The organism is Paenibacillus sp. LC231, assembly GCF_001860525.1.
Classification (GTDB): domain Bacteria; phylum Bacillota; class Bacilli; order Paenibacillales; family Paenibacillaceae; genus Paenibacillus_AQ.
The window spans coordinates 376,115-397,883 of record NZ_JFOM01000037.1; the positions used below are offsets into that span (position 1 = coordinate 376,115).

Annotated in this window: 19 protein-coding genes; 9 read left to right on the forward strand and 10 right to left on the reverse strand. The window is 51.2% G+C overall.

Annotated features, from left to right (window positions below):
* Positions 1-40 precede the first annotated feature (40 nt).
* Positions 41-235: a hypothetical protein gene (locus AK95_RS22855; RefSeq protein WP_071222211.1), complete on the reverse strand. Its 195-nt coding sequence runs from the start codon at positions 233-235 to the stop codon at positions 41-43.
* Positions 236-524: 289 nt separating this feature from the next.
* Between AK95_RS22855 and AK95_RS22860 the strand changes: the two genes are divergently transcribed.
* The 4 genes from AK95_RS22860 (at position 525) to AK95_RS22875 (ending at position 6,005) form a co-directional block, all read left to right on the forward strand.
* Positions 525-2,993 carry a UvrD-helicase domain-containing protein gene (locus AK95_RS22860; RefSeq protein ID WP_071222212.1) on the forward strand — a complete coding sequence of 823 codons (2,469 nt, stop codon included), beginning with the start codon at positions 525-527 and terminating at the stop codon, positions 2,991-2,993.
* 270 nt (positions 2,994-3,263) lie between these two features.
* Positions 3,264-3,671, forward strand: a complete 408-nt coding sequence (locus AK95_RS22865; RefSeq protein ID WP_071222213.1) for a VOC family protein — start codon at positions 3,264-3,266, stop codon at positions 3,669-3,671.
* A 245-nt stretch (positions 3,672-3,916) separates the two neighbouring features.
* The gene (locus AK95_RS22870; RefSeq protein ID WP_071222214.1) at positions 3,917-5,419 is read left to right on the forward strand and encodes an MDR family MFS transporter; all 1,503 of its coding nucleotides are present in this window, start codon (positions 3,917-3,919) and stop codon (positions 5,417-5,419) included.
* Positions 5,420-5,423: 4 nt separating this feature from the next.
* A complete protein-coding gene (locus tag AK95_RS22875; protein ID WP_071222215.1) occupies positions 5,424-6,005 on the forward strand; it encodes a PadR family transcriptional regulator in 582 nt (193 codons plus the stop codon).
* 96 nt (positions 6,006-6,101) lie between these two features.
* On the opposite strand, the gene AK95_RS22880 is transcribed toward AK95_RS22875, so the two are convergent.
* The gene (locus AK95_RS22880; protein WP_071222216.1) at positions 6,102-6,932 is read right to left on the reverse strand and encodes an aldo/keto reductase; all 831 of its coding nucleotides are present in this window, start codon (positions 6,930-6,932) and stop codon (positions 6,102-6,104) included.
* Positions 6,933-7,139: 207 nt separating this feature from the next.
* Here AK95_RS22880 and AK95_RS22885 point away from each other — a divergent pair, with 207 nt between their 5' ends.
* Positions 7,140-7,331: a hypothetical protein gene (locus AK95_RS22885; protein WP_071222217.1), complete on the forward strand. Its 192-nt coding sequence runs from the start codon at positions 7,140-7,142 to the stop codon at positions 7,329-7,331.
* 101 nt (positions 7,332-7,432) lie between these two features.
* On the opposite strand, the gene AK95_RS22890 is transcribed toward AK95_RS22885, so the two are convergent.
* Entirely contained in the window at positions 7,433-7,804 is a 372-nt protein-coding gene (locus AK95_RS22890; protein WP_071222218.1) for a hypothetical protein, read from the reverse strand.
* A gap of 101 nt (positions 7,805-7,905) precedes the next feature.
* Complete coding sequence (locus tag AK95_RS22895; RefSeq protein ID WP_071222219.1) at positions 7,906-8,490, reverse strand: nitroreductase family protein; 585 nt, start codon at positions 8,488-8,490, stop codon at positions 7,906-7,908.
* Between the two features lie 302 nt (positions 8,491-8,792).
* Here AK95_RS22895 and AK95_RS22900 point away from each other — a divergent pair, with 302 nt between their 5' ends.
* Positions 8,793-10,793 (forward strand): alpha/beta hydrolase family protein, encoded by a 2,001-nt coding sequence (locus tag AK95_RS22900; RefSeq protein WP_071222220.1) that lies wholly within the window; start codon positions 8,793-8,795, stop codon positions 10,791-10,793.
* Positions 10,794-10,984: 191 nt separating this feature from the next.
* Here the strand turns inward: AK95_RS22900 and AK95_RS22905 are convergent, their stop codons facing one another.
* The 4 genes from AK95_RS22905 to AK95_RS22920 form a co-directional block, all read right to left on the reverse strand.
* Positions 10,985-12,205 carry an asparaginase gene (locus tag AK95_RS22905; RefSeq protein WP_071222221.1) on the reverse strand — a complete coding sequence of 407 codons (1,221 nt, stop codon included), beginning with the start codon at positions 12,203-12,205 and terminating at the stop codon, positions 10,985-10,987.
* Between the two features lie 406 nt (positions 12,206-12,611).
* Positions 12,612-13,427 (reverse strand): hypothetical protein, encoded by an 816-nt coding sequence (locus tag AK95_RS22910; RefSeq protein ID WP_071222222.1) that lies wholly within the window; start codon positions 13,425-13,427, stop codon positions 12,612-12,614.
* Complete coding sequence (locus tag AK95_RS22915; RefSeq protein WP_071222223.1) at positions 13,417-13,959, reverse strand: RNA polymerase sigma factor; 543 nt, start codon at positions 13,957-13,959, stop codon at positions 13,417-13,419. Before AK95_RS22915 ends, AK95_RS22910 begins: the two co-directional genes overlap by 11 nt.
* A 152-nt stretch (positions 13,960-14,111) precedes the next feature.
* A complete protein-coding gene (locus tag AK95_RS22920) occupies positions 14,112-15,503 on the reverse strand; it encodes an MATE family efflux transporter (protein WP_071222224.1) in 1,392 nt (463 codons plus the stop codon).
* 156 nt (positions 15,504-15,659) lie between these two features.
* Here AK95_RS22920 and AK95_RS22925 point away from each other — a divergent pair, with 156 nt between their 5' ends.
* From AK95_RS22925 to AK95_RS22930, 3 genes are all read left to right on the forward strand, one after another.
* Positions 15,660-16,529 (forward strand): AraC family transcriptional regulator, encoded by an 870-nt coding sequence (locus AK95_RS22925; RefSeq protein ID WP_071222225.1) that lies wholly within the window; start codon positions 15,660-15,662, stop codon positions 16,527-16,529.
* Positions 16,530-16,716: 187 nt separating this feature from the next.
* Entirely contained in the window at positions 16,717-16,869 is a 153-nt protein-coding gene (locus tag AK95_RS34575; protein ID WP_009591875.1) for a hypothetical protein, read from the forward strand.
* Between the two features lie 374 nt (positions 16,870-17,243).
* On the forward strand, positions 17,244-18,011 hold the full coding sequence (locus AK95_RS22930; protein ID WP_071222226.1) for an ArsR/SmtB family transcription factor: 768 nt from the start codon (positions 17,244-17,246) through the stop codon (positions 18,009-18,011).
* A 143-nt stretch (positions 18,012-18,154) separates the two neighbouring features.
* Here AK95_RS22930 and AK95_RS22935 read toward each other — a convergent pair whose 3' ends face one another.
* A complete protein-coding gene (locus AK95_RS22935; RefSeq protein WP_071222227.1) occupies positions 18,155-19,732 on the reverse strand; it encodes a response regulator in 1,578 nt (525 codons plus the stop codon).
* Positions 19,707-21,632: a cache domain-containing sensor histidine kinase gene (locus AK95_RS22940; RefSeq protein ID WP_162487630.1), complete on the reverse strand. Its 1,926-nt coding sequence runs from the start codon at positions 21,630-21,632 to the stop codon at positions 19,707-19,709. Before AK95_RS22940 ends, AK95_RS22935 begins: the two co-directional genes overlap by 26 nt.
* Positions 21,633-21,769 lie beyond the last annotated feature (137 nt).

Genomic DNA, 21,769 nt, shown 5'->3' on the forward strand with positions numbered 1-21,769 from the left:
TTCGAGTCCGGGATTTTGTTATTCATATAAATGATTCAGGTCATGAATGATCCGCGCTACTAGCGCCTGCCTCATGTGACCATGGCTCCATTTGCCGCTTCCTCTCCCGCTCCTCCCGTATTTGACGATCTCGCTCCATCGCCTCAGCAATATAGTCTCGGGGCTTCAGCTTGCCGTTGATGTTCAGCAAAATGCCAATCATGATGAGCTGCAGAATCGCAATAACAACCAGCATGAGATTCCTCCTCAAACATGGTCTCTTTTCTTCTTCACTCTTCTAAAAATATTCCTATGAAATAACGCTACCCCCGTATGGGAAGTTCGTTCGTATCCGCGGATCTGGCAGGGACGAGTCGAAAGCAAATCAGTGCAAATCTGGCGTGTGTGCCTCTGAAATTCATGTCCTGCCTTCATAAGTATTCGCATCCCATGGTTCTCATCCATATCCTGCGCTTTGCCAGACTTCCGAGAATCCGGTAAACTGGTAGGACGATAATCGAAATACGAAATGATTGGTGAAATTCATGACATCCATACCCTTCTATAAACGCCCGTACGGCGGCGAGCGTCAGGATATTCCGTTTGCCAAGCTGGCTTCCTTCGAGAACAGCCAGGACCTGATCCGCGATGACGCCCCGGATGCGGCTTTTTTTCGCGGCTTGGAATCACAAGGGCTGCTGCTGAACCGCGCCCAAATCCAAGCTGTTCGACATACGCAAGGACCGCTGCTTACGCTTGCAGGCGCCGGCTCCGGGAAGACCTCCGTGCTGGTCAGCCGGACAGGCTACCTCATTGCGGCCAAGAAGATCAATCCGTCTTCCATCCTGCTTGTCACCTTCTCATCCAAAGCGGCAGCCGAGATGAAGGAACGCATCATGGCGCTTCCCGGGTTACGGGCTAGCGAAACCGCCAAAGTAACGGCAAGAACCTTCCATTCCTTCTTCTTATACTTGCTGCGAACCCGCGGTTACAGGCAGGAAATCCTGAGCAACTCCAGGCATCAGCAATTTATTATGAAGCGCATCCTGCGAGAAATGGGCTTACAGGACAGCTACGAAGCCGAGACTCTGCTATCGCTCTGGTCTGCCCATCGAATGAGTATGACCGGACTTGACGAGCTGCCTGTCAAAACACCTGCGGAAGTCGAGCAAAGGCAAATTTTCGCCCGTTATGAAGCGTGGAAGGAAGACCACGGCCAGATGGATTTCGATGATATTCTGGTTTTGTCCTACCGTCTGCTGTCGCAGGATCCCGGATTGCTGGCTTCCCTTCAAAGGCGGTACCGTTATGTGATGGTCGACGAGTTTCAAGATACCGGACTGCTGCCCTATGAGCTGCTGAAGAAGATGGTCGCCCCGCATCGCAACCTGATGGTTGTCGGTGACGATGACCAGACCATATACGGCTTCAATGGCGCGCGTAACGAATTCATTCTGGAATTCGACCAGACGTTTCCCGGGGCCAAGGTGGTGACGCTGGATATCAACTATCGATCCCTCTCGTCGATCGTCGGGCTGGGAAATGAAATTATCCGTGTCAATGAACGCCGCCGTCCCAAGCAGCTGCGCTCTACCCGCAAGAGCAGCAGCGTACCGCTGTATCTGCGTCCAGGCGATCCCGACCAAGAAGCGGAGCTGCTGCTGACCCATATTACCGAACAGGTCCGGGAGCACGGAAAACAGTACCGCGATCATGCGATTCTATACCGAACCGCGAACAACAGCCGGGCGATCTTCGAGCAGCTCGTAATCCGGGAAATTCCGTTCATTCATTACGAGAACGGGGATCTGTTCTACGAGCAGTGGATTGTCAAACCGCTCATGGACCATCTGCGTCTGTCGCTGGACCGGCGCAATTTCACGGCGATGGAGGGCATGCTTCATACGCTGTACATGAACCGGGACAAAGGGATGGCGTTCATCCGGCAGCAGGATGCTCCGCGTCCCAAGAAGGGGCCTCTATCGCATCTTCTATCCTTTCCCGGCCTGAAGGACTTCCAGATCGAGAATATTAGAGATCGCACTAAGCTCATTAAGAGTCTGAAGGCGATGGAGCCCCTTCAAGCCGTACAGGAAATGAGGCGGCAATTCTACGACAAATTTCTGGAGGCAGACGAACGTCAGGAGATCACCCTCCATAAGGAATTCATACAGGAAGGACTGGATGAATTGGAGGCCTCGGCGAAGCGTTTTGGCGATATCGCTGAGTTCGTTGAATTTGTCGATCGGCTGATCGTCATTCATAAGGAAATGGCCGCCATGAAACGGGACGAGCAGGCCGATGCCGTCCGCTTAATGACGATCCATAAATCCAAAGGGCTGGAGTTTCCCTCGGTATGCCTGATCGGGGCGAGCGAGGGCATTCTGCCGCATACGTCCGCTTTAGACGCCGAGCGCAGGGACGACCAGCGTCCGCTGTCGGACAAGGAGGATAAGGCGCTGGATGCACTGGAAGAGGAGCGCAGATTAGCTTATGTCGCTATCACCAGGGCACGGGATGAATTGATTGTCAGTTCGCCAGGCTTTTACCGGGGACGAAAAGCGGAGGTTTCCCGCTTCTTCCGCGATGTGTTCGTCACGGACGAGCAGAGCAAACAAGGCAACCGTATACCAAACAAGGTCGGCGGGTCAACGACCCGTACATCCTTTAGCGCTAAACGCACGATACGCATAGAGACTTCAACCTCATCCTCAACCAAGCGCTCTTCCCTGTCCTCCTCTGCTGGGCGGGCAACGGTGAGCACAACCAGTCAGAGGAGCCAACGTATCGGTTCAGATTCGGGCTCCGCTCCGATCTCACAGCATCAGGCTGCATCCGCCGGGACAGAGATCGTCGACGTGTGGTTATGCACCAGCGCCAATTGCAAAGGCTGGCAGCGGGTCAACGCAAGAATCCCTGCAGGCACACGGAATCGGGAGAGCAAGGCCTGTCCTTTATGCCAGTCGCCCATGAAACAGGGGCGCAAAGAGGTTCCGGTGCACATTAGGCGTTAAGGAGCTAGTTACTGGAATTACCGCAAACAATGACATCGTTCCTTTTGCTGCCATCATTCATCCATACGCTTGTAAGCCGCTATCCCATATACAAAAAGGACTGACCCCTATCGTTCTTCAGCGAACGTATCGGGCGGTCCTTTTTTTTCTCCATTGTTTTAATTTCCCGATTTTACATCTAAATATGGAAGCGTATACAGAATGCGTTACAATGGACTTAAGAAATCATCTTATCTCATGCTTTGATACATACCGAGGAGGAATGCCGTCATGATTAAAGGAATTGCCCATCTGGCGTTTGACGTAGCCGATATGGAGAAGTCCCTGCATTTTTACTGCGATGTGCTAGGTTTCACCCGTGCTTTTGATATCCCTAACGACCAGGGCGAGCCGTGGATCGAGTACATTAAGGTATGCGAGGGACAATTTATCGAGTTGTTTTACGGCGGGCAAAATAAACCGGGGCATGTAAATCGGCCCGTCGGATTCTCCCATCTCTGCCTTGAGGTGGAAGACATCGAGCACATCGCGGAGCATCTCCGCAATCAGGGCGTGAAGCTGGACGTCCAGCCGGTTCAAGGAAAAGACTTCAACTGGCAGTGCTGGGCGAGGGACCCGGACGGCAACCGGATCGAATTCATGCAGCTGGATCCCAAATCGCCGCAAATGAACTGTTAGGTCCTAACTGGCACAGCTGCCAGCACGTCTTAACGCGAAGGTATTCCGGCAACTGTCTCCTTACTATCGCAAGGTCATCCCGTAAATCAGGGTTGGCCTTGTTTTTTCTTGTGCAGAATGTAGAGAAAGGCCGTGCCATTAAACATCTTGCCAACATCTGTTAATCCGGCTACAATATAACCACCGAATTATTCAAATTTGAATAATATGTACATAGTTGAATATGGAAAAGGAGTATCCTTAACATGAATGCACAACAAAGCAACATCAAATTGGTCGTGGCCGGTCTGCTGCTCGGCATCTTCATGGCCGCCATCGATAATACGATTGTAGCCACTGCCTTATCGACGATTATCCGCGATCTTCAGGGCTTCGACCAAGTCGTCTGGGTAACCTCGATTTACATGGTTGCCGTTATGGCCGGCACGCCGATCTTCGGTAAGTTATCCGATATGTATGGACGGAAGCGGTTCTTTATATTCGGGTTGGTTGTCTTTCTGATCGGTTCCGCCCTTTGCGGAATGGCGAACAACATGACAGAGCTTATTATTTACCGGGCGATTCAAGGAATCGGCGGCGGTGCTCTTATGCCGATTGCGTTTACCATCGTGTTCGACCTGTTCCCGCCGGAGAAGCGCGGAAAAATGACGGGTTTGCTCGGTGCCGTATTCGGCACCTCCAGCATTATGGGACCGCTGCTGGGCGCTTTTATTACCGACAGCATCGGCTGGGAATGGATATTCTATGTCAACGTCCCGATCGGTATCGTATCCTTTATCTTCATCATGACTTCCTACAAGGAGTCCCGTTCTCATGCCAAACAAAAGATTGACTGGACGGGGGCCGCAACGCTTGTAGGCGCGATCATCTGCCTGATGTTCGGTCTGGAACTGGGCGGGCAAACCTATGCATGGGATTCACCGCAAATTCTGGGCTTGTTCGGGGGATTCATTGCTCTGTTTATTGTGTTTCTATTGGCAGAGACCCGGGCAGCTGAACCCATTATTTCGTTTCAAATGTTCCGTAAACGCCTGTTTGCTTCCAGCAATATCGTTGCCTTATTCTATGGAGCAACCTTTATCGTGGCAACCATCTACATCCCGATCTTTGTTAGCGGAGTGTACGGTGGATCTGCAACCAATTCGGGCCTCATTCTGATGCCGATGATGCTCGGCAGCGTAGTCGGCAGCCAAGGCGGTGGTATGCTGACGACCCGGACTTCGTTTAGAAACATCATGATTCTGTCCGTCTTGTGCTTTATTGCAGGCATTTTCTGCCTGAGCACGATAAGCCCGGATACGCCGCGCTACCTGTTGACGGTCTTCATGATCTTGACCGGCTTTGGCGTCGGATTCTCATTCTCCACGCTCAGCATGGCCTCCATCCATAACTTTGATGCCAGACAGCGCGGCGCGGCAACATCAACGAACTCCTTCCTTCGCTCCTTCGGCATGACGGTGGGGATTACGATCTTCGGGATTATCCAGCGCAACGGCCTCAACAGCCGACTCGCGGAAGCCGGAGGAAACGCGCCGGCCGGTGCCGAGTTAAATGCAGATGCTGTGCTTTCACCTGAAGTGATGGGCCAACTCCCGCCGAACGTACGTGAACAGATCACGGCTTCCTTGGCGGATTCCATTTCGAATACGTTCTTGTGGGCGCTTGTGCCAGCGGTGCTGGCTCTCGTGTTCGTGCTGATGATGGGCAACGAACGAGTGACCGTACCTGCCAAGGCCAAGGGAGCCTGATGGCATGTCGATGAAGCTGGCCATCCTGGGCTTGCTGCTGGAAGGAGACCATCATCCGTACGAGATCCGGATCAAAATGAAGGATCGCGGCATGGATCAGTATACGAAGCTCCAGATGGGCTCTCTTTATTACGCGGTAGACCGGCTTGCCGAGGACGGATATATCGAGGCAGTGGAAACCATACAGAGCGATAGCCGCCCGGACAAAACCATCTACCGGATCACGGATGCCGGACGCAAGCTTTTTGAGCAGCTGCTGCTCAAGAAATTCAAGGACATCGAGCCCGTACACCACCCGCTCTATATTGCGCTGCCGTTCTCACGACACGCGGATCCGGCCGTTCTGGCCCCGATCTTGCAGTCCCGTATCCGGGAGGCAGAGCATCGGGTGAACCAGGCATATCAATTATACGTGGAACACCAGCATATCGTACCCCGCAGCACCCAGCACCTGATGATCGGGATGTACGAACATGCCAAGACCGACCTGAACTGGTTAAAAAGATTGAACGAAGACCTAGTGCAGGGAAAACTCGGCATGATCGGCGAACCATTGTTTCCGGAGGATGGACCCGAAGAACAGTAACTGTAAGAGACCTCTCCATCCTGATAATTGACGCAAAAAGAGCGAGCACTTCCCTCATTCCGGGTTGGGCTCGCTCTTTTTATATAAATGCAAAATTTAGAACAGGAATTCATCCGGATTGGAGCCAAAACGTTTGTTTTGGTTCAAGCCGTCAATGGCTGCCATATCCTCCGCCGAAAGCTCGAAATCGAAGATGCCGGCATTTTCGCGGATACGATGCTCCTTCACCGATTTCGGAATGACGATGACGCCGTTCTGAATATCCCAGCGCAGAATGACTTGCGCCGTGGTTTTTCCGTATTTCTCCGCAATCTGCGCGAGGACCGGTTGATCCAGATTGCCCTGCATCAACGGACTCCACGCCTCCAGGACGATCTGGTTCTCGCGTGCAAACCCCAGCAGTTCCTTCTGGGAGAGCAGCGGATGCAATTCGACTTGGTTCACAACCGGTACAACCCCCGTATCCTCGATGATATGCTGCAGGTGGCGGATTTGGAAGTTGCTGACGCCGATGGAACGAACAAGTCCTTCTTTTTGCAAGTGAATCAATGCCTTCCACGTGTCGAGGTATTTATCTTTTCCCGGCCAGTGCACGAGATACAAATCAACGATATCCAGCCCAAGCTTCTTGCGGCTCGTCTCAAAAGCTTGCAGCGTCTTCTCATACCCCTGATCATCGTTCCACACCTTGGTGGTGATGAACAGCTCGTCCCGCGAAACTCCGGATTCGCGAATGGCTTGCCCTACGCCCTCTTCATTGCCGTAGATGGCAGCGGTATCGATGCTGCGGTACCCTGCAGCGATTGCTGATTTTACGGACTGAATAACCTCTTCGCCTTCTTTGGTCTTCCATACGCCAAGGCCCAGCCACGGCATTTTTACGCCATCATTCAAAGTAGGTCCATCGGTAAAAGTTTGATTGGCCATTCTGAAATCCCTCCTATTATGTAATGCAGCGGTTGTAAAGCCGCTTTCTCCAGTATATCAAAACCCCAGTATCCCGCTCAACGTTACATCACTTGCCAGGGCTGCCTTCATTTTTTAACTACATTTAACCGGGGTTTAAACTTCGTCCGTTACAATGGTTATATCTGATACAACATTAGCAGCTTAAACAGGAGGATTAACAAACCTATGGAAACCGTTACGCTCATCGTTGCGATCACCGCACTTGCGCTCATACTCATTCTATACGTCGGTAATTTAATCAACAACGGACTCACCGCCGCCTTCAACTTGAACATCCGTGCCAAAAAGTACGCTGTGGTGCTGTTAATCATTTACGCCGTGTCCATCAGCGGCTTTGTTCTGCTCACCCAGTGGTGATCCGTCTCATATAGAAAAAGGGCGTCCCTCTCGGAGGTATGCCACCTCCGGGTTCGGCCCTTCATTCCTATCACTCATATGCAAAAGACTGCGCAGCGAGACTAGTACTTGCGGCTAAAAATGCCGAAGCTCAGCAGTCCGCATGACGCCAAGAACAGATATGGCCCTGCCGCCGCCCCTCTTATCGTCTCTCCAAAAAAATCTACGGTCTTGGATGACACGTACATCATTGTCAAAAAAATAGCGACCAGCGCAAAGGCGTATGCTATGATCTTGTTCATCTTCTTCTCGCGAACGACTTTCAAAAATGGATAGATGAAACATACGATGAAAAACACGCCGCCCTGCAAGAAACCATTCTCTGCAGCCACGCCGATATCCAGCCATTTAAAAAAGAAAGAAGCTATCGCTAAACAGGTGGCTATAAAAATCAACTTGCTCCCCAGATCCCACTGCTTGAACCGAAATTTCATCCACGTACACTCCCCTAGTGTCAATCGCCCGGATGCCGTAACACCCTTTAGGCAAACTTAGGGTTCATTATACCGGATTTTTGCGGCGGAGGGTAGATCAACTACAGGTCTGCGGCACTATTCAGCCATACCGTTTTGTTCGCTGCCGGTTGACGTTTCCCCTGCTTAGGTTCCATATCCGGATATCCGATGTACAGGAAACCCAGCATTTTATCTTCAGGCTTCAATCCAAACGCTTGATTCATCAGCGTATGGAAACACGGCTCGCCTGTTCTCCACACGGCACCCAGACCAAGCTCATGAATTTGCAGAAGCATATTTTGAATGGCGGCAAATACCGCTCCGTACTCTTCAAGTTCAATCACCTTGGGGTCCGTGGACGGTTCAACCGCCACACCGATGACAACCGGAGCCCGGTATGCCTTCGTACGTCCCGACTCGCGTGCTGCATTTACAGCCTCTTCACTCGTATCATCGCCGCCTGCCGCCTGAATGTCACCAAGCGCGTTGCCGAGCACATCACGACCCTCTCCTTGCATGACAAAAAATTTCCATGGCTCCGTGAGCTTGTGGTTCGGCGCCCAGGTTCCTGCTTCTACGATTTGTTCAATCCATTCCTGCGGTACGGCATCAGGCTTGACCTTGCCAAGGCTACGGCGCGTTCGGATCGCTTCACTTACGTTCATTCTGATTTCCTCCTGAGCTATATATAGTTGGTTTTATTTTACATACTCCTAATTGAGAGTCTGTCTCAATTATAACAAAAAGCGCACCGTATCGCTTCTAAATTGACCAGTTGAAAATTAATGGGCTGTTTTCAGTTCTACAACCTCCGTATTACACCCTATAATTATTGTAATTCCCCCTCTATTTTACTAGCATTTGGTACGAAACACTCGCATTTCCCCTCTCATTTTCTTCTAGATTTCCATGCCATTATCTGGGATAATGATGTTTAACTCATACAAGAAGATTAGGAGGATGATTCATGACTGATAAGCGACTCATAACGCCAGAGGATTTGTACCGGATGCACTGGGTGAATGACCCTGTCGTATCTCCAGCTAGCGGAGCCATAGCTTATGTACATAAATCCGTCAGTGAAAAGTTCGACGGTTACCGTTCCCATATCCGGTTGCTTCCTGCAGAAGGAGACCAGGACGTTCCCTTCACGTCCGGCGAAGCGGATGCCGCACCCGCTTGGTCCCCGGACGGGTCGGAGCTTGCTTTCTTGCGCAAAAAGGGCGATAAGCCACAGGTATGGATCATGCCTGCCAACGGAGGGGAAGCAAGACCGGTTACCAACTTGAAGCACGGAGTCAGCGCCTTTAAATGGTCACCGGACAGCACACGCCTGCTTGTTAGAAGCGAGGTGGACGCGGGGGAGTCTACTGAAAGCGAAGAGCCAGACAAAGACGGTAAAAACAAGCTGCCCGAAGAAAAAATCATTAATCGCATTAAATATAAAGCCGATGGCGCCGGATTGTGGAACGAATGTCGACATCATCTATATCTCGTGAACCCGGCAACGGAAGAATGCAAGCAAATCACAGAAGGAGATTTTGATATACATGCCTTCGCCTGGTCACCGGACGGCACCCGAATCGCATACAGCAGCAGCCTTGCCACGGAGGAATTCCCGGATCCGGATCTTCGTTTGACGGGCGATGTATTCGTCATGGACCTCGCCAGCGGATCCGTAACCGAATTGACGGATGGAACTCTCTCGATCGGCTCCATTGCGTTCACCCCGGACGGTCAGTATATGCTCATGCTTGCCAGCGATCTCAGCTGCGGTTTTGCTACGCTGACCAAAATCCACCTGGTCCCGCTCTCGGGCGGAGAATCCCGCGTGCTCTTCACGGACATGGATATTCAGCTGGGGCACGCCGCGGTCAGCGACATGAGAGCCGGAGCCGGAACACCTCCGCTGTTCAGTAAGGACGGTCAATCCGTGTACATCCAGCTCAGCCAGGATGGCGGCGTCCATATTGGACGATTTGCCCTGGACGGTTCATCCTACGAGCTGGTGGTATCGGGTGAACGCGAAGTGTACCAATTCGCTCTGACACCGGAAGAGAACGTAGTGTTTGCTGCGGCTGACCCGCTGCAGCCCGGTGATCTGTTCAGCTTCTCTATCGCTAAGAACGAGGAGAAACGTCTGACGAACTGCAACGAGGAGCTGTGGAGCGAGCTTACGTTAAGCACGCCGGAGTCCTTTACGTTTCGGACATCGGACGGCTGGCCGATTCAAGGGTGGATCATGAAGCCTGCCGGCTTCACGGAAGGCACGAAAGTTCCAGCTGTGCTTGAAATTCACGGCGGTCCGCAAGCCATGTACGGGCATACGTTCATGCATGAGTTCCAGCTGCTGGCTGCAGCCGGTTATGCGGTATTCTACACCAACCCTCGGGGTGGCCACGGATACGGTCAAGTACACGTTAATACCGTTAGAGGGGATTACGGCGGACGGGATTACCAGGATCTGATGGAAGCTGTAGATTATGTTCTGGATACCTACTCGTATGTCGATGCCTCCCGTCTTGGCGTAACCGGCGGCAGCTACGGCGGCTTCATGACCAACTGGATCATCGGTCATACCGACCGGTTCCAGGCAGCGGTAACCCAGCGCTCGATATCGAACTGGATCTCCTTCTACGGCGTCAGCGATATCGGCTACACCTTTACGCAGGATCAGATCTGGGGCAATCCATGGGACGATCTGGAGAAGCTGTGGAAACATTCCCCGCTCGCTTACGTGAAGGACATCCATACGCCGCTTCTCATCCTTCACGGAGAACAGGATCTCCGCTGCCCGATCGAACAGGGAGAACAGCTGTTTATTGCCTTGAAGCGACTTGGCCGGAAAGCTCAGTTCATCCGTTTCCCTGGTGCCGATCACAACTTGTCCCGAAGCGGCCACCCGCATCTGCGGGTGAAACGCTTAAGTCATATTATCCGCTGGTTTGTGGAGCATATCGAAAAATAAAATAAATCAAAAAACCATCCCCATGTAAACTTGCTCTATGAGCAGCTTACATGGGGATGGTTTTTGATTAGACGAAATATACACCGTCAAAAAAAGACCGCCAGGCAACCCTGGCGGCAATATATATTGGTGGAAGGAATTACATGGTTCAGTAGGAATAATGAGCAGCTAAAAAATGACTGAGTCTGAGATTACACTTCAGGTGTTCCGTAGGTTGCGAACCAACCCTTAATGGTATTGAAATCATCCGTAAAGGACAGGGAGAGCAGCAGCAGTACGCGCGCTTGTTGAGGACTCAGATTGTCGCCTGAAATGATGCCCTCACCTCCGCCGTATACGCTGCCGGAGCCTGTACGGGTCGTTGTTACGAAAACCACCCCCTTCTCGATGGCTTCCTTGCGGGCCGCGCTCATCTCTCTCGAGATGCCGCCTGCACCGGTGCCGGAAGTGACGATGCCTTTAGCTCCGTCTGCCACAAAGCCTTTAATCGCACCACCGCCGGCTTCCTGATAAGAGATTGCAATTTCAACCTTCGCCAGGTCCTCTTTGGTGATTCTGCTCAGATCAAATACCGGTTTGCCTTCACCTTCCGCCTTCATCGCACGGAGGGGGGCACGGTATATCCGAATATTCTCATCATCGATATATCCGACTGCGCCCAGCATTGGCGTCTCAAACGTGTCGGTTCGGTAATCATTGGTCTTGGTTACGCCGCGCGCCAGATGAATCGTATCATTCAGCATTAGCACCGTGCCGAAGGATTCCGTGCGGCCGCTTCCAGCCAGTTTGATGGCATTGTACAGATTCGCCTGCGCATCGGAACCGATCACCGTCCAAGGCCGCATGGAGCCGGTAATGACTACAGGCTTGTCGCTTTGTACCGTCAGATCAAGGAAGTACGCAATCTCTTCCATCGTATCCGTCCCCGTCGTTACAACGACACTGTCATAGACCTTAAGCGCATGGTCCACCGTCAGGGACAAATCATACAGATCCGCCATGGTATACGCGCTTGATCCCGAATTGCCGAACTGGAGCGTGCTGATATCCGCAATCTTGTCCGTATTGGGAAGCTCACCGACCATGTCCTCAATCTTCAACGTACCCGCCCGGTAGGATTGAAAGCTGGTGGCATCCGTCGATTGCCCTGCTAAAGTCCCTCCGGTAGCAATGACCAGCACGTTCGGCCTTGTCGATTGTTTGGAAGCTTCCGATAGAGGAGGTACCGTCGTATTCCTTCCCGGCGTTGCAGGGGTCTGTACGGGCGCAGACGTACTAACCGTTCCTTTCACTTCCGTCACCGTAGCAGCATGTGCCGCATAGGTTGCAACAGGTGATAAAGAAATAACAAAAGCGGTGAATGCAGCGGTACTCCAGACCGCTAAAGGACGTTTTGACTTTGGTTTCATCATGGCACTCTCCCTTGATGTTATAATATATAACATATAAATATGTATTCGTTAGAGTTATTCTATTTAATGTTATTTAATATAACAAACCAAACATATTATAGGAAAAGCGTTTACAATTGAAGAAATACAGAAATATAACTGCATTATTAGCCTTTTTTAACGAATTATAAATAATATAATCCAGTAATAGGAAGTGTTATTATATTTAATAGACTTCACTCATGTTACATAATATTACACAAAACTATATACTTATCGTTTCTAACCCAATCTTTAAATCTTTGAACATAAAAAAGGATAGCCCCTCATCATGCGATTGGGCTATCCCTGTATATGGCTGTTGTATTATCGATCGAGTAGGAGTCCGCTATCGAGCGTCCTCATTAAATGCAATAAACTGAAAATCCTATTCGATGTCAGACTCAGCATGGGTATTCGTCGTAATGTGGAATTCCTTCATCATGTTATGGAAGCGTGCGCCGAAGCCTTCGGAGGCCTCCAGGAAATACTGCTGCTTCACAACAAAGCTGCCGCCCTGCCCGTTATCGAACACATAATATCGTATCACCGGGTCATCCCACTCTTTACCGCCGGTTCCACCAACGGCACGCACTTCCCAGCCTTGAATCGGTTCATCCACGGGATTCGATTCAACCTTCGGATATTCTTGCAGCTCCGTCTGGATCCGCTCCGCTGTCGTCTTGGGATCGACGCCCTCCTGCGAAATTTCCATGAACACTTCCGGATAGCGGTCATCCGTCGGCTTCTCCTTCAATTCAATGCGGTCCACGCCCGATTCATGAATCATTTTAAACCGGCTCTCATCAATATAAATCACGTAATCGGCACCCTCATGCAGCTGATCCACGCTGGTTTCCGGCGCGCCTTCAAGCTCCTGCTCGACCGTTTTCTGGGGAGCAAACCATTCCTTCACATGATCAAGGAACGCCTGAACCGGTGCCGTCTGAAAGCTGACGGTCAGTACGATGGCTGCCGCAGCGGCGGTTGCCGCAATCCATCCGGCAGTTCTTCGTCCCGAACGGCGGCGCCCTTTCGATTCCCGCGGCGCGAAGGGAGTCTCCGATTCCGCAGGCCGCCGGGCTTGCTCGCTATGAATCCGCTCCTTAATCGCCATCCAAATCTCGTCTTTATGTCGCATCGCGTCATCCGTACCCTTTTTCAGTCCGTCTGTAATCTCTTGATCCCATGGATCACGTCCCATGCTGATTCCCTCCCCTATTCTGCAGCATCCATTCCTTCAACTTCTTTCGCGCTTTGAACAATCTGGATTTCACCGTATTGACGTTCAGCTCCATCATGTCCGCGATATCCTTCTCGGCAACATCATTCAAATATTTCAAGATAACGGGAATCCGGTGCTGGTCATCCAGCCGCTGCACCATCTCATATACCTCGCCATGCCGGTCAAAATCGTAGGTGTCGGTTTTCGAGGGAAGATCCCTCTCCTCCGATATCTCGGAAGGCACCACTCTCGCATGTTTCTTCAAATACCGATTGCATTCGTTATAGAGAATCCGGTTGAACCACGGGTCAAAGGGTTTGCTTCCATCATAGGCACCGAGGTTACGGTATACCCGGATGAACGTTTCCTGGACCACGTCGGCAGCGCTTGCCGGACTTCCGGTTACCGCAGTAGCCGTTCGAATCGCCCGATCCGCGTATAACCGGTAAAGTTCTTCGAACAATTCGTCACTGTATTCCGTCTTTAGTCGTTGTATAAGGTCGTGTACCAAACCGCGCTTTCCTCCTTTCACTTGGCCAATCACTTACAATACCCCGTCATGCGGTTAAAAAGTTTTCGAATGCATTATTTTTTAGTATGGCAAAAAAAGGATACCCCGATGCCCCACGGCCGAAGTATCCTTTTTCATATCATAACCCATCATTACGCTTGCGCCGGCACCGGCTCCATTGACGTCCCCTGATGATTCACCGGCTCGACTCGCTCTGCCTTCCGCAGGTGTTTTTGCCCGCGCCAGCGGAAGAAGGACAGCACCCCCCGCAAATACTCGTCGGCAATCATGCAGGAGTATATGCCGATAAGCCCCCACCCCATGTGAATGCCGAGTATATATGAGAGCACGGTGGCGACCAGCCACATCGAGCCCAGGGAAATGTACATCGTAAACCTCGTGTCTCCGACGGCATTAAGCGAGTTGCCGAGCGCCATGTTGAGCATTTTGCCAGGCTGAAGAATCAGATTCATGCCCAGGAGCGATGCTCCGATCGCAATGATTGTCTTATCGTCCGTAAACAGCCCCAGCAGCTGCTTCCCAAACACATACAGAAGGAAGGCATTGACGACAACGTAAACAGCCCCGATGCCCAGGGCGCGGTACGCGCTCCGATAAGCCTCCTTGATCCGGCCCGCGCCGAACAGATGCGCAATCTGAATCTGGGCAGCCATCGCGATCGATGAGCCCAGCAAGAAACAGAAGGATTCCAGGGTATTCATATACGTACGTGCTGCCAGCTCGGCAGCGCCCAGCGTTGCAATGAAGGAATAGATGATCAGCTGCGTGAACACCCAGCAGGACATATTGATGCCGAGCGGCCATCCGATCCTCAGAATTTCACCGAACAGCGGACGGTTGAACACGCGGAATTCCTTCCATTTGATCCGGTATTCAAATGAACGAAGGAATATATACAGCAGTAAGAGCACAGCGAGCAGCCGGCTGACCACCGTCGAGATCGCAACGCCGGTAAGTCCCCACTGCGGGAACCCGAAAGCGCCGAAAATAAACCCATAGTTCATAATAACGTGAATGATATTCATTCCGATCGCTACATACATCGGCGCACGCGTGTTGCCGGTATTCCGGATGACGGTGCTCATCGTAGCCATCATGGCAATCAGCACCATCCCGCCGCCGACAATGGAAATATACGTTCCGGCTAGCGGAAGCAGATGCTCCGGCAGCTGGAGGATCGAAGCGATAGCCTCCGGCATCGCAAACAATATTACGCTGCACACCAATCCGATGATTGTGGTGGCACTCACCGCCATGATGCCGATCGTTCGAGCGTCTCCCGTCCGATGCGAACCGATCTTCTGGGCAATGAGAATGCCGGCACCGCTGGCAACCGTCATGAACAGGGTCGTCATCGCCTGAAACAGCTGATTGGAGAAGCCAACCACAGCCACCGCATCGTCGGAAATCCGGCTGACCATCAATGTATCCACCGCTCCCAGCAAAAACTGCAGGAACAGCTCGATGAATATGGGCCAAGCGAGAACCCATAATGTAAATTTGCTTGTGTTTTTATCCAACATTCCAACCTCCACCCATGATGTAAGGGTTAAACACAATTCATGATGAAACGGTCTTTAACCTTCTCAAATTATAGATGGTATACTGGAGTTATAATATCATTTTCCGAACGAAAACTATCAAAATTCAAACCTCGCGAATCACGAAAGGGCTTTCTTATGACGATCCTGAATTTTACCGTTCCGCCGCTGCCGGAATACATCAATAGCGGGCTTACCCGCGCTCCTGTTCATAGCGGACATCCTAACCGCAAAAACATTGGCATCTTTGATCTGCTCGTGGTCATGAAGGGGCAGCTCCATGTCACGGAGAACGGCATTCCTTATGAAATCAAACCCGGCATGTTCCTCATCCTGCGTCCCGATACGCATCATTTCGGCACGAAGGGATGCACGGAGGAGACCGATTATTACTGGCTTCATTTCCAAACCTCCGGGAATTGGCATGCGGACGAGGCCTGCCAAGCGCCCAGAAGAGAAGAGGCTCCGGAGTTAAAGGCGATGACGCCGAACTATTTTTCCGTCAACATCCCCCAATTCGGCACCCTGCCTCAACCGGAAAAGGCTCTGGAGCTTCTGGCTACCATGTCTTCGCTGGTTCAGTACGGTCACCAGGCTAAATTTCTGTGGCGGCAGCAGGTGGTGTTCCAAGAGCTCATCGAGCAGTTGGCCGCCGCATTGGATACACCGGTGTCCTCTCCTTCCTCCGCTTGCGCCGAGCGGGCCGCAGCCTATCTGCGGAAGCATTGTCGGGAAGAGTTCAAGGTGCAGGAGCTGGGCGACCGCATCAACTTCCACCCTGTCTATATTGCACGCTGCATGCAGAAGGAATTCGGCTGCTCGCCAGTTGAATATTTGCAGCGCTATCGGATCGAGCAGGCCAAAATGCTCCTCATGCAGACGGACTTCAGCATCAGCCGGGTCGCGGAAGAGGTTGGTTTCAATCATGCAGCATACTTTACCTCCTGCTTCACGAAGCAGGAAGGGATCTCGCCGCGGAAATACAGACAGCGATTCTTCATGAATTAATTCATTTTTACGCAAAATCCAAGAAAGTGGCTTGCAACCTGGGCGGGAAGCCTTTATAATGAGAATTAATCACATGATAATGATTATCATTACCGGACAAGTGAGAATGTGTTGAGAATGTATTTATACTCAGGTTTACACGCTTTTCGCTTGAAGAGTTTATATATAAAGGAGAGCCGATTGACTTATGAAAACGACTTCCCGCCGCTGTTCTCTGCAAATGGATGATTATCTGGACCTGCTGAACCTCGCGATCCAGCTTGGAGACGTGAAATGGCAGAAAGAAATCACCCGCAAAATGGAAATGACGCTGTCCACATTAGAGACCGCAGCTCAATAAATAATATTATAGGGATTACATAATCCTGCATATATGAAGACACCCGATCGCGAATTCCAGGCATGTCCCTGGAAAGCCGACCCGGTGTCTTTTTTTGGGTGAGCAAAATAAACGACCCAGTCAATAGGACTGGATCGTGCCGAATCTTTAGCTGCCTCGAATTCGGCGCCACATATCGGTGCTATCCAGACTCCGATTCCAGAAATTCTCGATATACCTCCCCATTCGTCCATTCAAATACCGTAAGCTGACAAACGATTCGTTGTATGATAATATGTGACTATACTGTCACGTTTATAACACATAACCATTTAGTCACATGTAAATAGCCATTTGGATTTTCTTAGCATGCTGTTAAGAAGGAGCTGTCACGATTGGAAAATGAAATCTTTAAAGCACTGGCGGATCCCAGCCGACGCACACTCTTGGATCTGCTGTATAGATCAGATGGGCAAAGTTTAAGCGAACTTTGTGTTCCCCTGGAGATGACCCGATTCGGTGTCATGAAACATCTTCATATACTGGAGGAAGCCGGTCTTATCACAACGAGAAAGGTCGGCAGGGAGAAGCTGCATTATCTGAACTCCGTACCGATCCGTCAAATTTACGACCGGTGGGTCAGCAAATACGCTGAGCCCTGGGCCATGGAATTGTCATCCCTTAAAAATGAATTGGAGCGTGAACCGAATATGGAACAAAAACCTCGACATGTAAACCAAATTGCCATTAAAGCAGCACCCGAGCAAGTATGGCGCGCCATTACCGATCCGGCCAAAACATCAAAGTTCTGGTACAACTGCTCTATCCAATCCAACTGGGAAATCGACTCTCCTTTCGAACTTAAGAACCCCCAAGGCAAGGTTCAAGCAGAAGGGACCATTCTAAACATAAACCCTCCGCATAAGCTGGTTCTGAGTTGGAGGATGTTAATAAACGAAGATACGGCCGGCGAGAGTCTCTCACGCATTACGTGGGAAATTGATCCCCATGCGGAGCTTAGCGGTGTAACCCTTGTAACGGTTATCCATGATGAGTTTGATGAGGCCAAACATACGGCGAACACACTCAAGTTAGGCTTGCCGATCGTACTGTCGGGATTGAAAACCTTACTAGAAACAGGTTCAACGCTTACTAGTGAATAATAGTGTCAACCGGGAAAACGGGATCGGATGTAAAATCCCCCCGTTCATATAAGAGGGGAGAACCCTGCCGCTTGCGGCCAAGGTTCTCCCCTCTTATATGACAATCGGATTCAGTTGTCTCCTCCTCACCGCGTTTGCATTACCTACTCCTGCTGCAGTCCCGGACCTGTTTGTACCTTGATCCGGTATTCATGCGGCGAGATCCCTTCCAGCTCCTTGAAGACACGCGAGAATTGCTTGGTGTTCTCGAAGCCAACCGCTTTGCCTATGTCCGCAAGCTTTATGGCACCGTCCTGAAGCAGTTCCTTGGCCTTCGTAATCCGCAGCTTCTTAAGATATACCACAAAGTTCTCCCCCGTATGGGCCTTAAACGCTTCACTGAAATAAGAATAATTCAAAGACACATAATTGCTGACCATCGCCATGTTCAGCGGCCTGTGGTAATTCTCCTCCATGTAACTTACCGCTGCCTTAATCTCCGAATGCTCACTGTGGGCGGAACGGATCCCCTTCACATATTCATTCACATGCAGCAGCAGATGCTCCAAATTTCTGAAATAGGTGTGAAAATGACGGTAATTGTCCATTGTCCCCACCTTTCGGTACAGCTTCAACACTTCCACCATGGATTCCCCGTACACGCGGAACACCTCATCCAGCACCTGCTCATTAATCCGCTTGCTGACATGTTCCAAATAATCGATGGCCACATGCGGCATATCCTCGATATGAAAAATATCCAGCAGCAGCGCCTTGATCTCCCGCTCCCGCTCCGTGCCGAGCATGTTGCCCAGCTTCCGGATACTCTCTTCCGGCACCGGATATGTGCGCAGCTCTCCCTGAATATCATCATGGCTCATCAGCTTGACGTTGGGATGAATGAACGTATAGCTCAGAGCGGTCAGCGCCTGAATGTAACAGCTCCGGATGTCTTCGACCCGGAAGCCTTCCCGGCTAATGCCCACAAAGAGCCCGTCCATCTCCCGCTCGGCAAACTGCCGTGCCAGCTCCTCGAATTGTCCGTCCGGACTGCCGATGAGCACGACCCTCCCCTTGCTGTCCATAAAACAAGCGTTGATCCGCCCTTCCACTGAAGCCCTCATGTTATCAATCAATTGCTTCAGCTCATCCTTGTTCATGGCATTGCCGTCTTCGTACTTGTATTTCATCACCGCTACCCGGAATGGCTTCACAAACGAATCATACCCGATTTCGTTCGCGGCAGCTCCCATATCCAGCCCTTGAGGCAGCTCCAGCAGCTCCTTCAGCCGATGGGTCTGCAACTGCTGAAGATATACCTCGCTGGCGGCAACCCGGTTGTGCACTTCCGCTTGCCGGATCAAAACTTCTTCTGTTTTTCGGAGGGCAGCGAACAGTTCATCCCGTCGAATCGGCTTAAGCAGATACTCCTTTACCTGATAGCGGATCGCCGCCTTGGCATATTCAAAATCGTCATATCCGCTCAGAATCAGAACGACGGGTTTAACCCCCAATGTTCCTTCCAGTTCAGCAAGTGCCTCAATCAGGCGTATCCCGTCCATGACCGGCATTCGGATGTCTGTAATGACGATATCGGCCGGCACTTCGCGGTAAGAATCCAGCGCTTCCTGCCCCTGGGCAGCCAGGCGGATCTCGTACTGATCCGGGAATTCCCGCTCAATCATCGTTTTCAGTCCATACCGGATATTCTTCTCATCATCCACGATCATCAGACTTCTCATGTCCACTGCCTCCTCCTGTTAACAGAACCTTAGGGAAGGTCATGGTCACCTGCGTGAACTTCCCCTCTTCGCTCTTCACTTCGATTCCATATTCATTCCCGTAGAACAACTGGATTCGCTGGTGCACATTCCGAAGTCCGATTCCTCCAGCCTGCACGCCGCCCCGCCCGTAATCTACGGAAGGGAGTTCCTCGTTGTCCGCCATTCGAAGAATCTCGCCCAGCCTGCCCAGTCGATAAGGCTCCATCCCGATGCCGTTATCGGTAACGTTAATCGTGATCCGATCCTCTTCCCATGCAATGGCATCGATCTTGATCCGCTTCTCCTGATCCGGGAACTCGGGCCAGGCATGCTTAACGGCGTTTTCCACGATGGGCTGCAGCGACATTTTTAATACCTCGAGCTCCATGAATTCGGACGGAATATTGAGTTCAAGCCGGATCGGCTCGTCAAACCGGATATTCATGACATCAATGTAATTGCAGATATGGCGAATTTCATCCTTCAATTTAACGTACTCCCCCGACCACTTGAAGTTGTAGCGCATCATCCCGCCAAGTGAGGTCAACGCATCCGAAATCGTCCGCTGCCCCTCGATTTCGGCCAGCATCTTAATATTTTCAAGCGTATTGTACAGGAAATGAGAGTCAATCTGGCTGTGCAGCGTTCGCAGCTCCGCTTCTTTGGTCACCGCTTGCTTGCGTACGCCCTGGGCAATCAGTTCATTGATGGTGCGGATCAATTTGTTAAAATGATGCGCCAGTTCACCAACCTCGCCGCCCCCCTGAATCGTAATGGCTGCGGTAACTTCTCCCTTGCGGACTCTCTTCATCGTCTCCGTTAAACGGCGCAGGCTCTTCAGAATAATGGAATTTAGGTAATACGTAATGATCGACAGCAGAAAAATCAATACAATGTTCGCCGCTATAATCTGCCCCTGGGCCTTGGATACGTTATTCAGCGCCCCTTCCAGGGAAACGACATTCAGCACATGGGCATGAAGCCGCTCCATCGGGGTAGCAATCAGCAGGAACGAGGATCCGTCCAGGCTAAACCTGGCATGTATGGTCTTCTCGGAGTCGCCCGCCTCCTGCTTCAGCTTAGCGAACTGAAGCTCCACCTCGCCTCGGAGTCCCTCGTGACTGTTCATGAATGATTGGCTTCGGTCCATGAACAACTGCCCTTCCTGATCGACGATAACCATCTGCGAGCTGTTATCCACGATACCGGCAAAGGTCTTCGGAGCAAAGTACTTGAGCAGCATATCCACCTGGATCACGCTGCTGTAATCCCCGCTATGGACTTGGCGAATCAAGGACACCTTCGGCAGCTCCTCGGACACGTCGGCAGCGTAGCGCTGCAGAATATCGGGATCGCGGTGGTTGAATAACCACATCTCCCCGCCGTCCAACTCCTTGACTTTGGGGAACCACGGCTCGCTTGCGATCCGTTTCTCCTGAAAAATAATTGGCCACATTTCCGTCACGTTTGCGTTGTTTGTGTATAACCGAAGGTGAGTAATATTCGGATTGTTGGTTTGGATCCGCTGGATGTCCTTGAAGGGCCCCCGAGCCAAATCGATCAGCCACGCCACCTCGGGTTCTTCATTGATCCGAAGATAATCCTTGATCCCGTCGTCCGAAATCGCCAGCTGTGCGGCCATTTCAATCGCCTCAATCTGATTCAGCATGTTCATCTTCTCAATTTCCAGCAGGAACGAGTTCTGGTTGAGCGCATCGCTGATGTAGGTATCCCGAATCTGCTTAAAAAAATAATTAGACACGATAATGCTCGGAACCAGCAAAATCAAGATATAGGCAGCAACCAAACGACTCTGCATCGACCTGCGGCCAAACCAATAAGTAAACGATTGAATAAGCGATCTTATTCGTGTCATCATGACTGTCACATCCCGTTTTCTATGAATGACCGCAGCCGAGCCCAGTATGAAAAGGCGCCATCAGCCGATCGGATACCCTCCTATATTAGCTCGTGATGCGACAAAAGGCACCCTATTTCGACAATATCGATAATAAG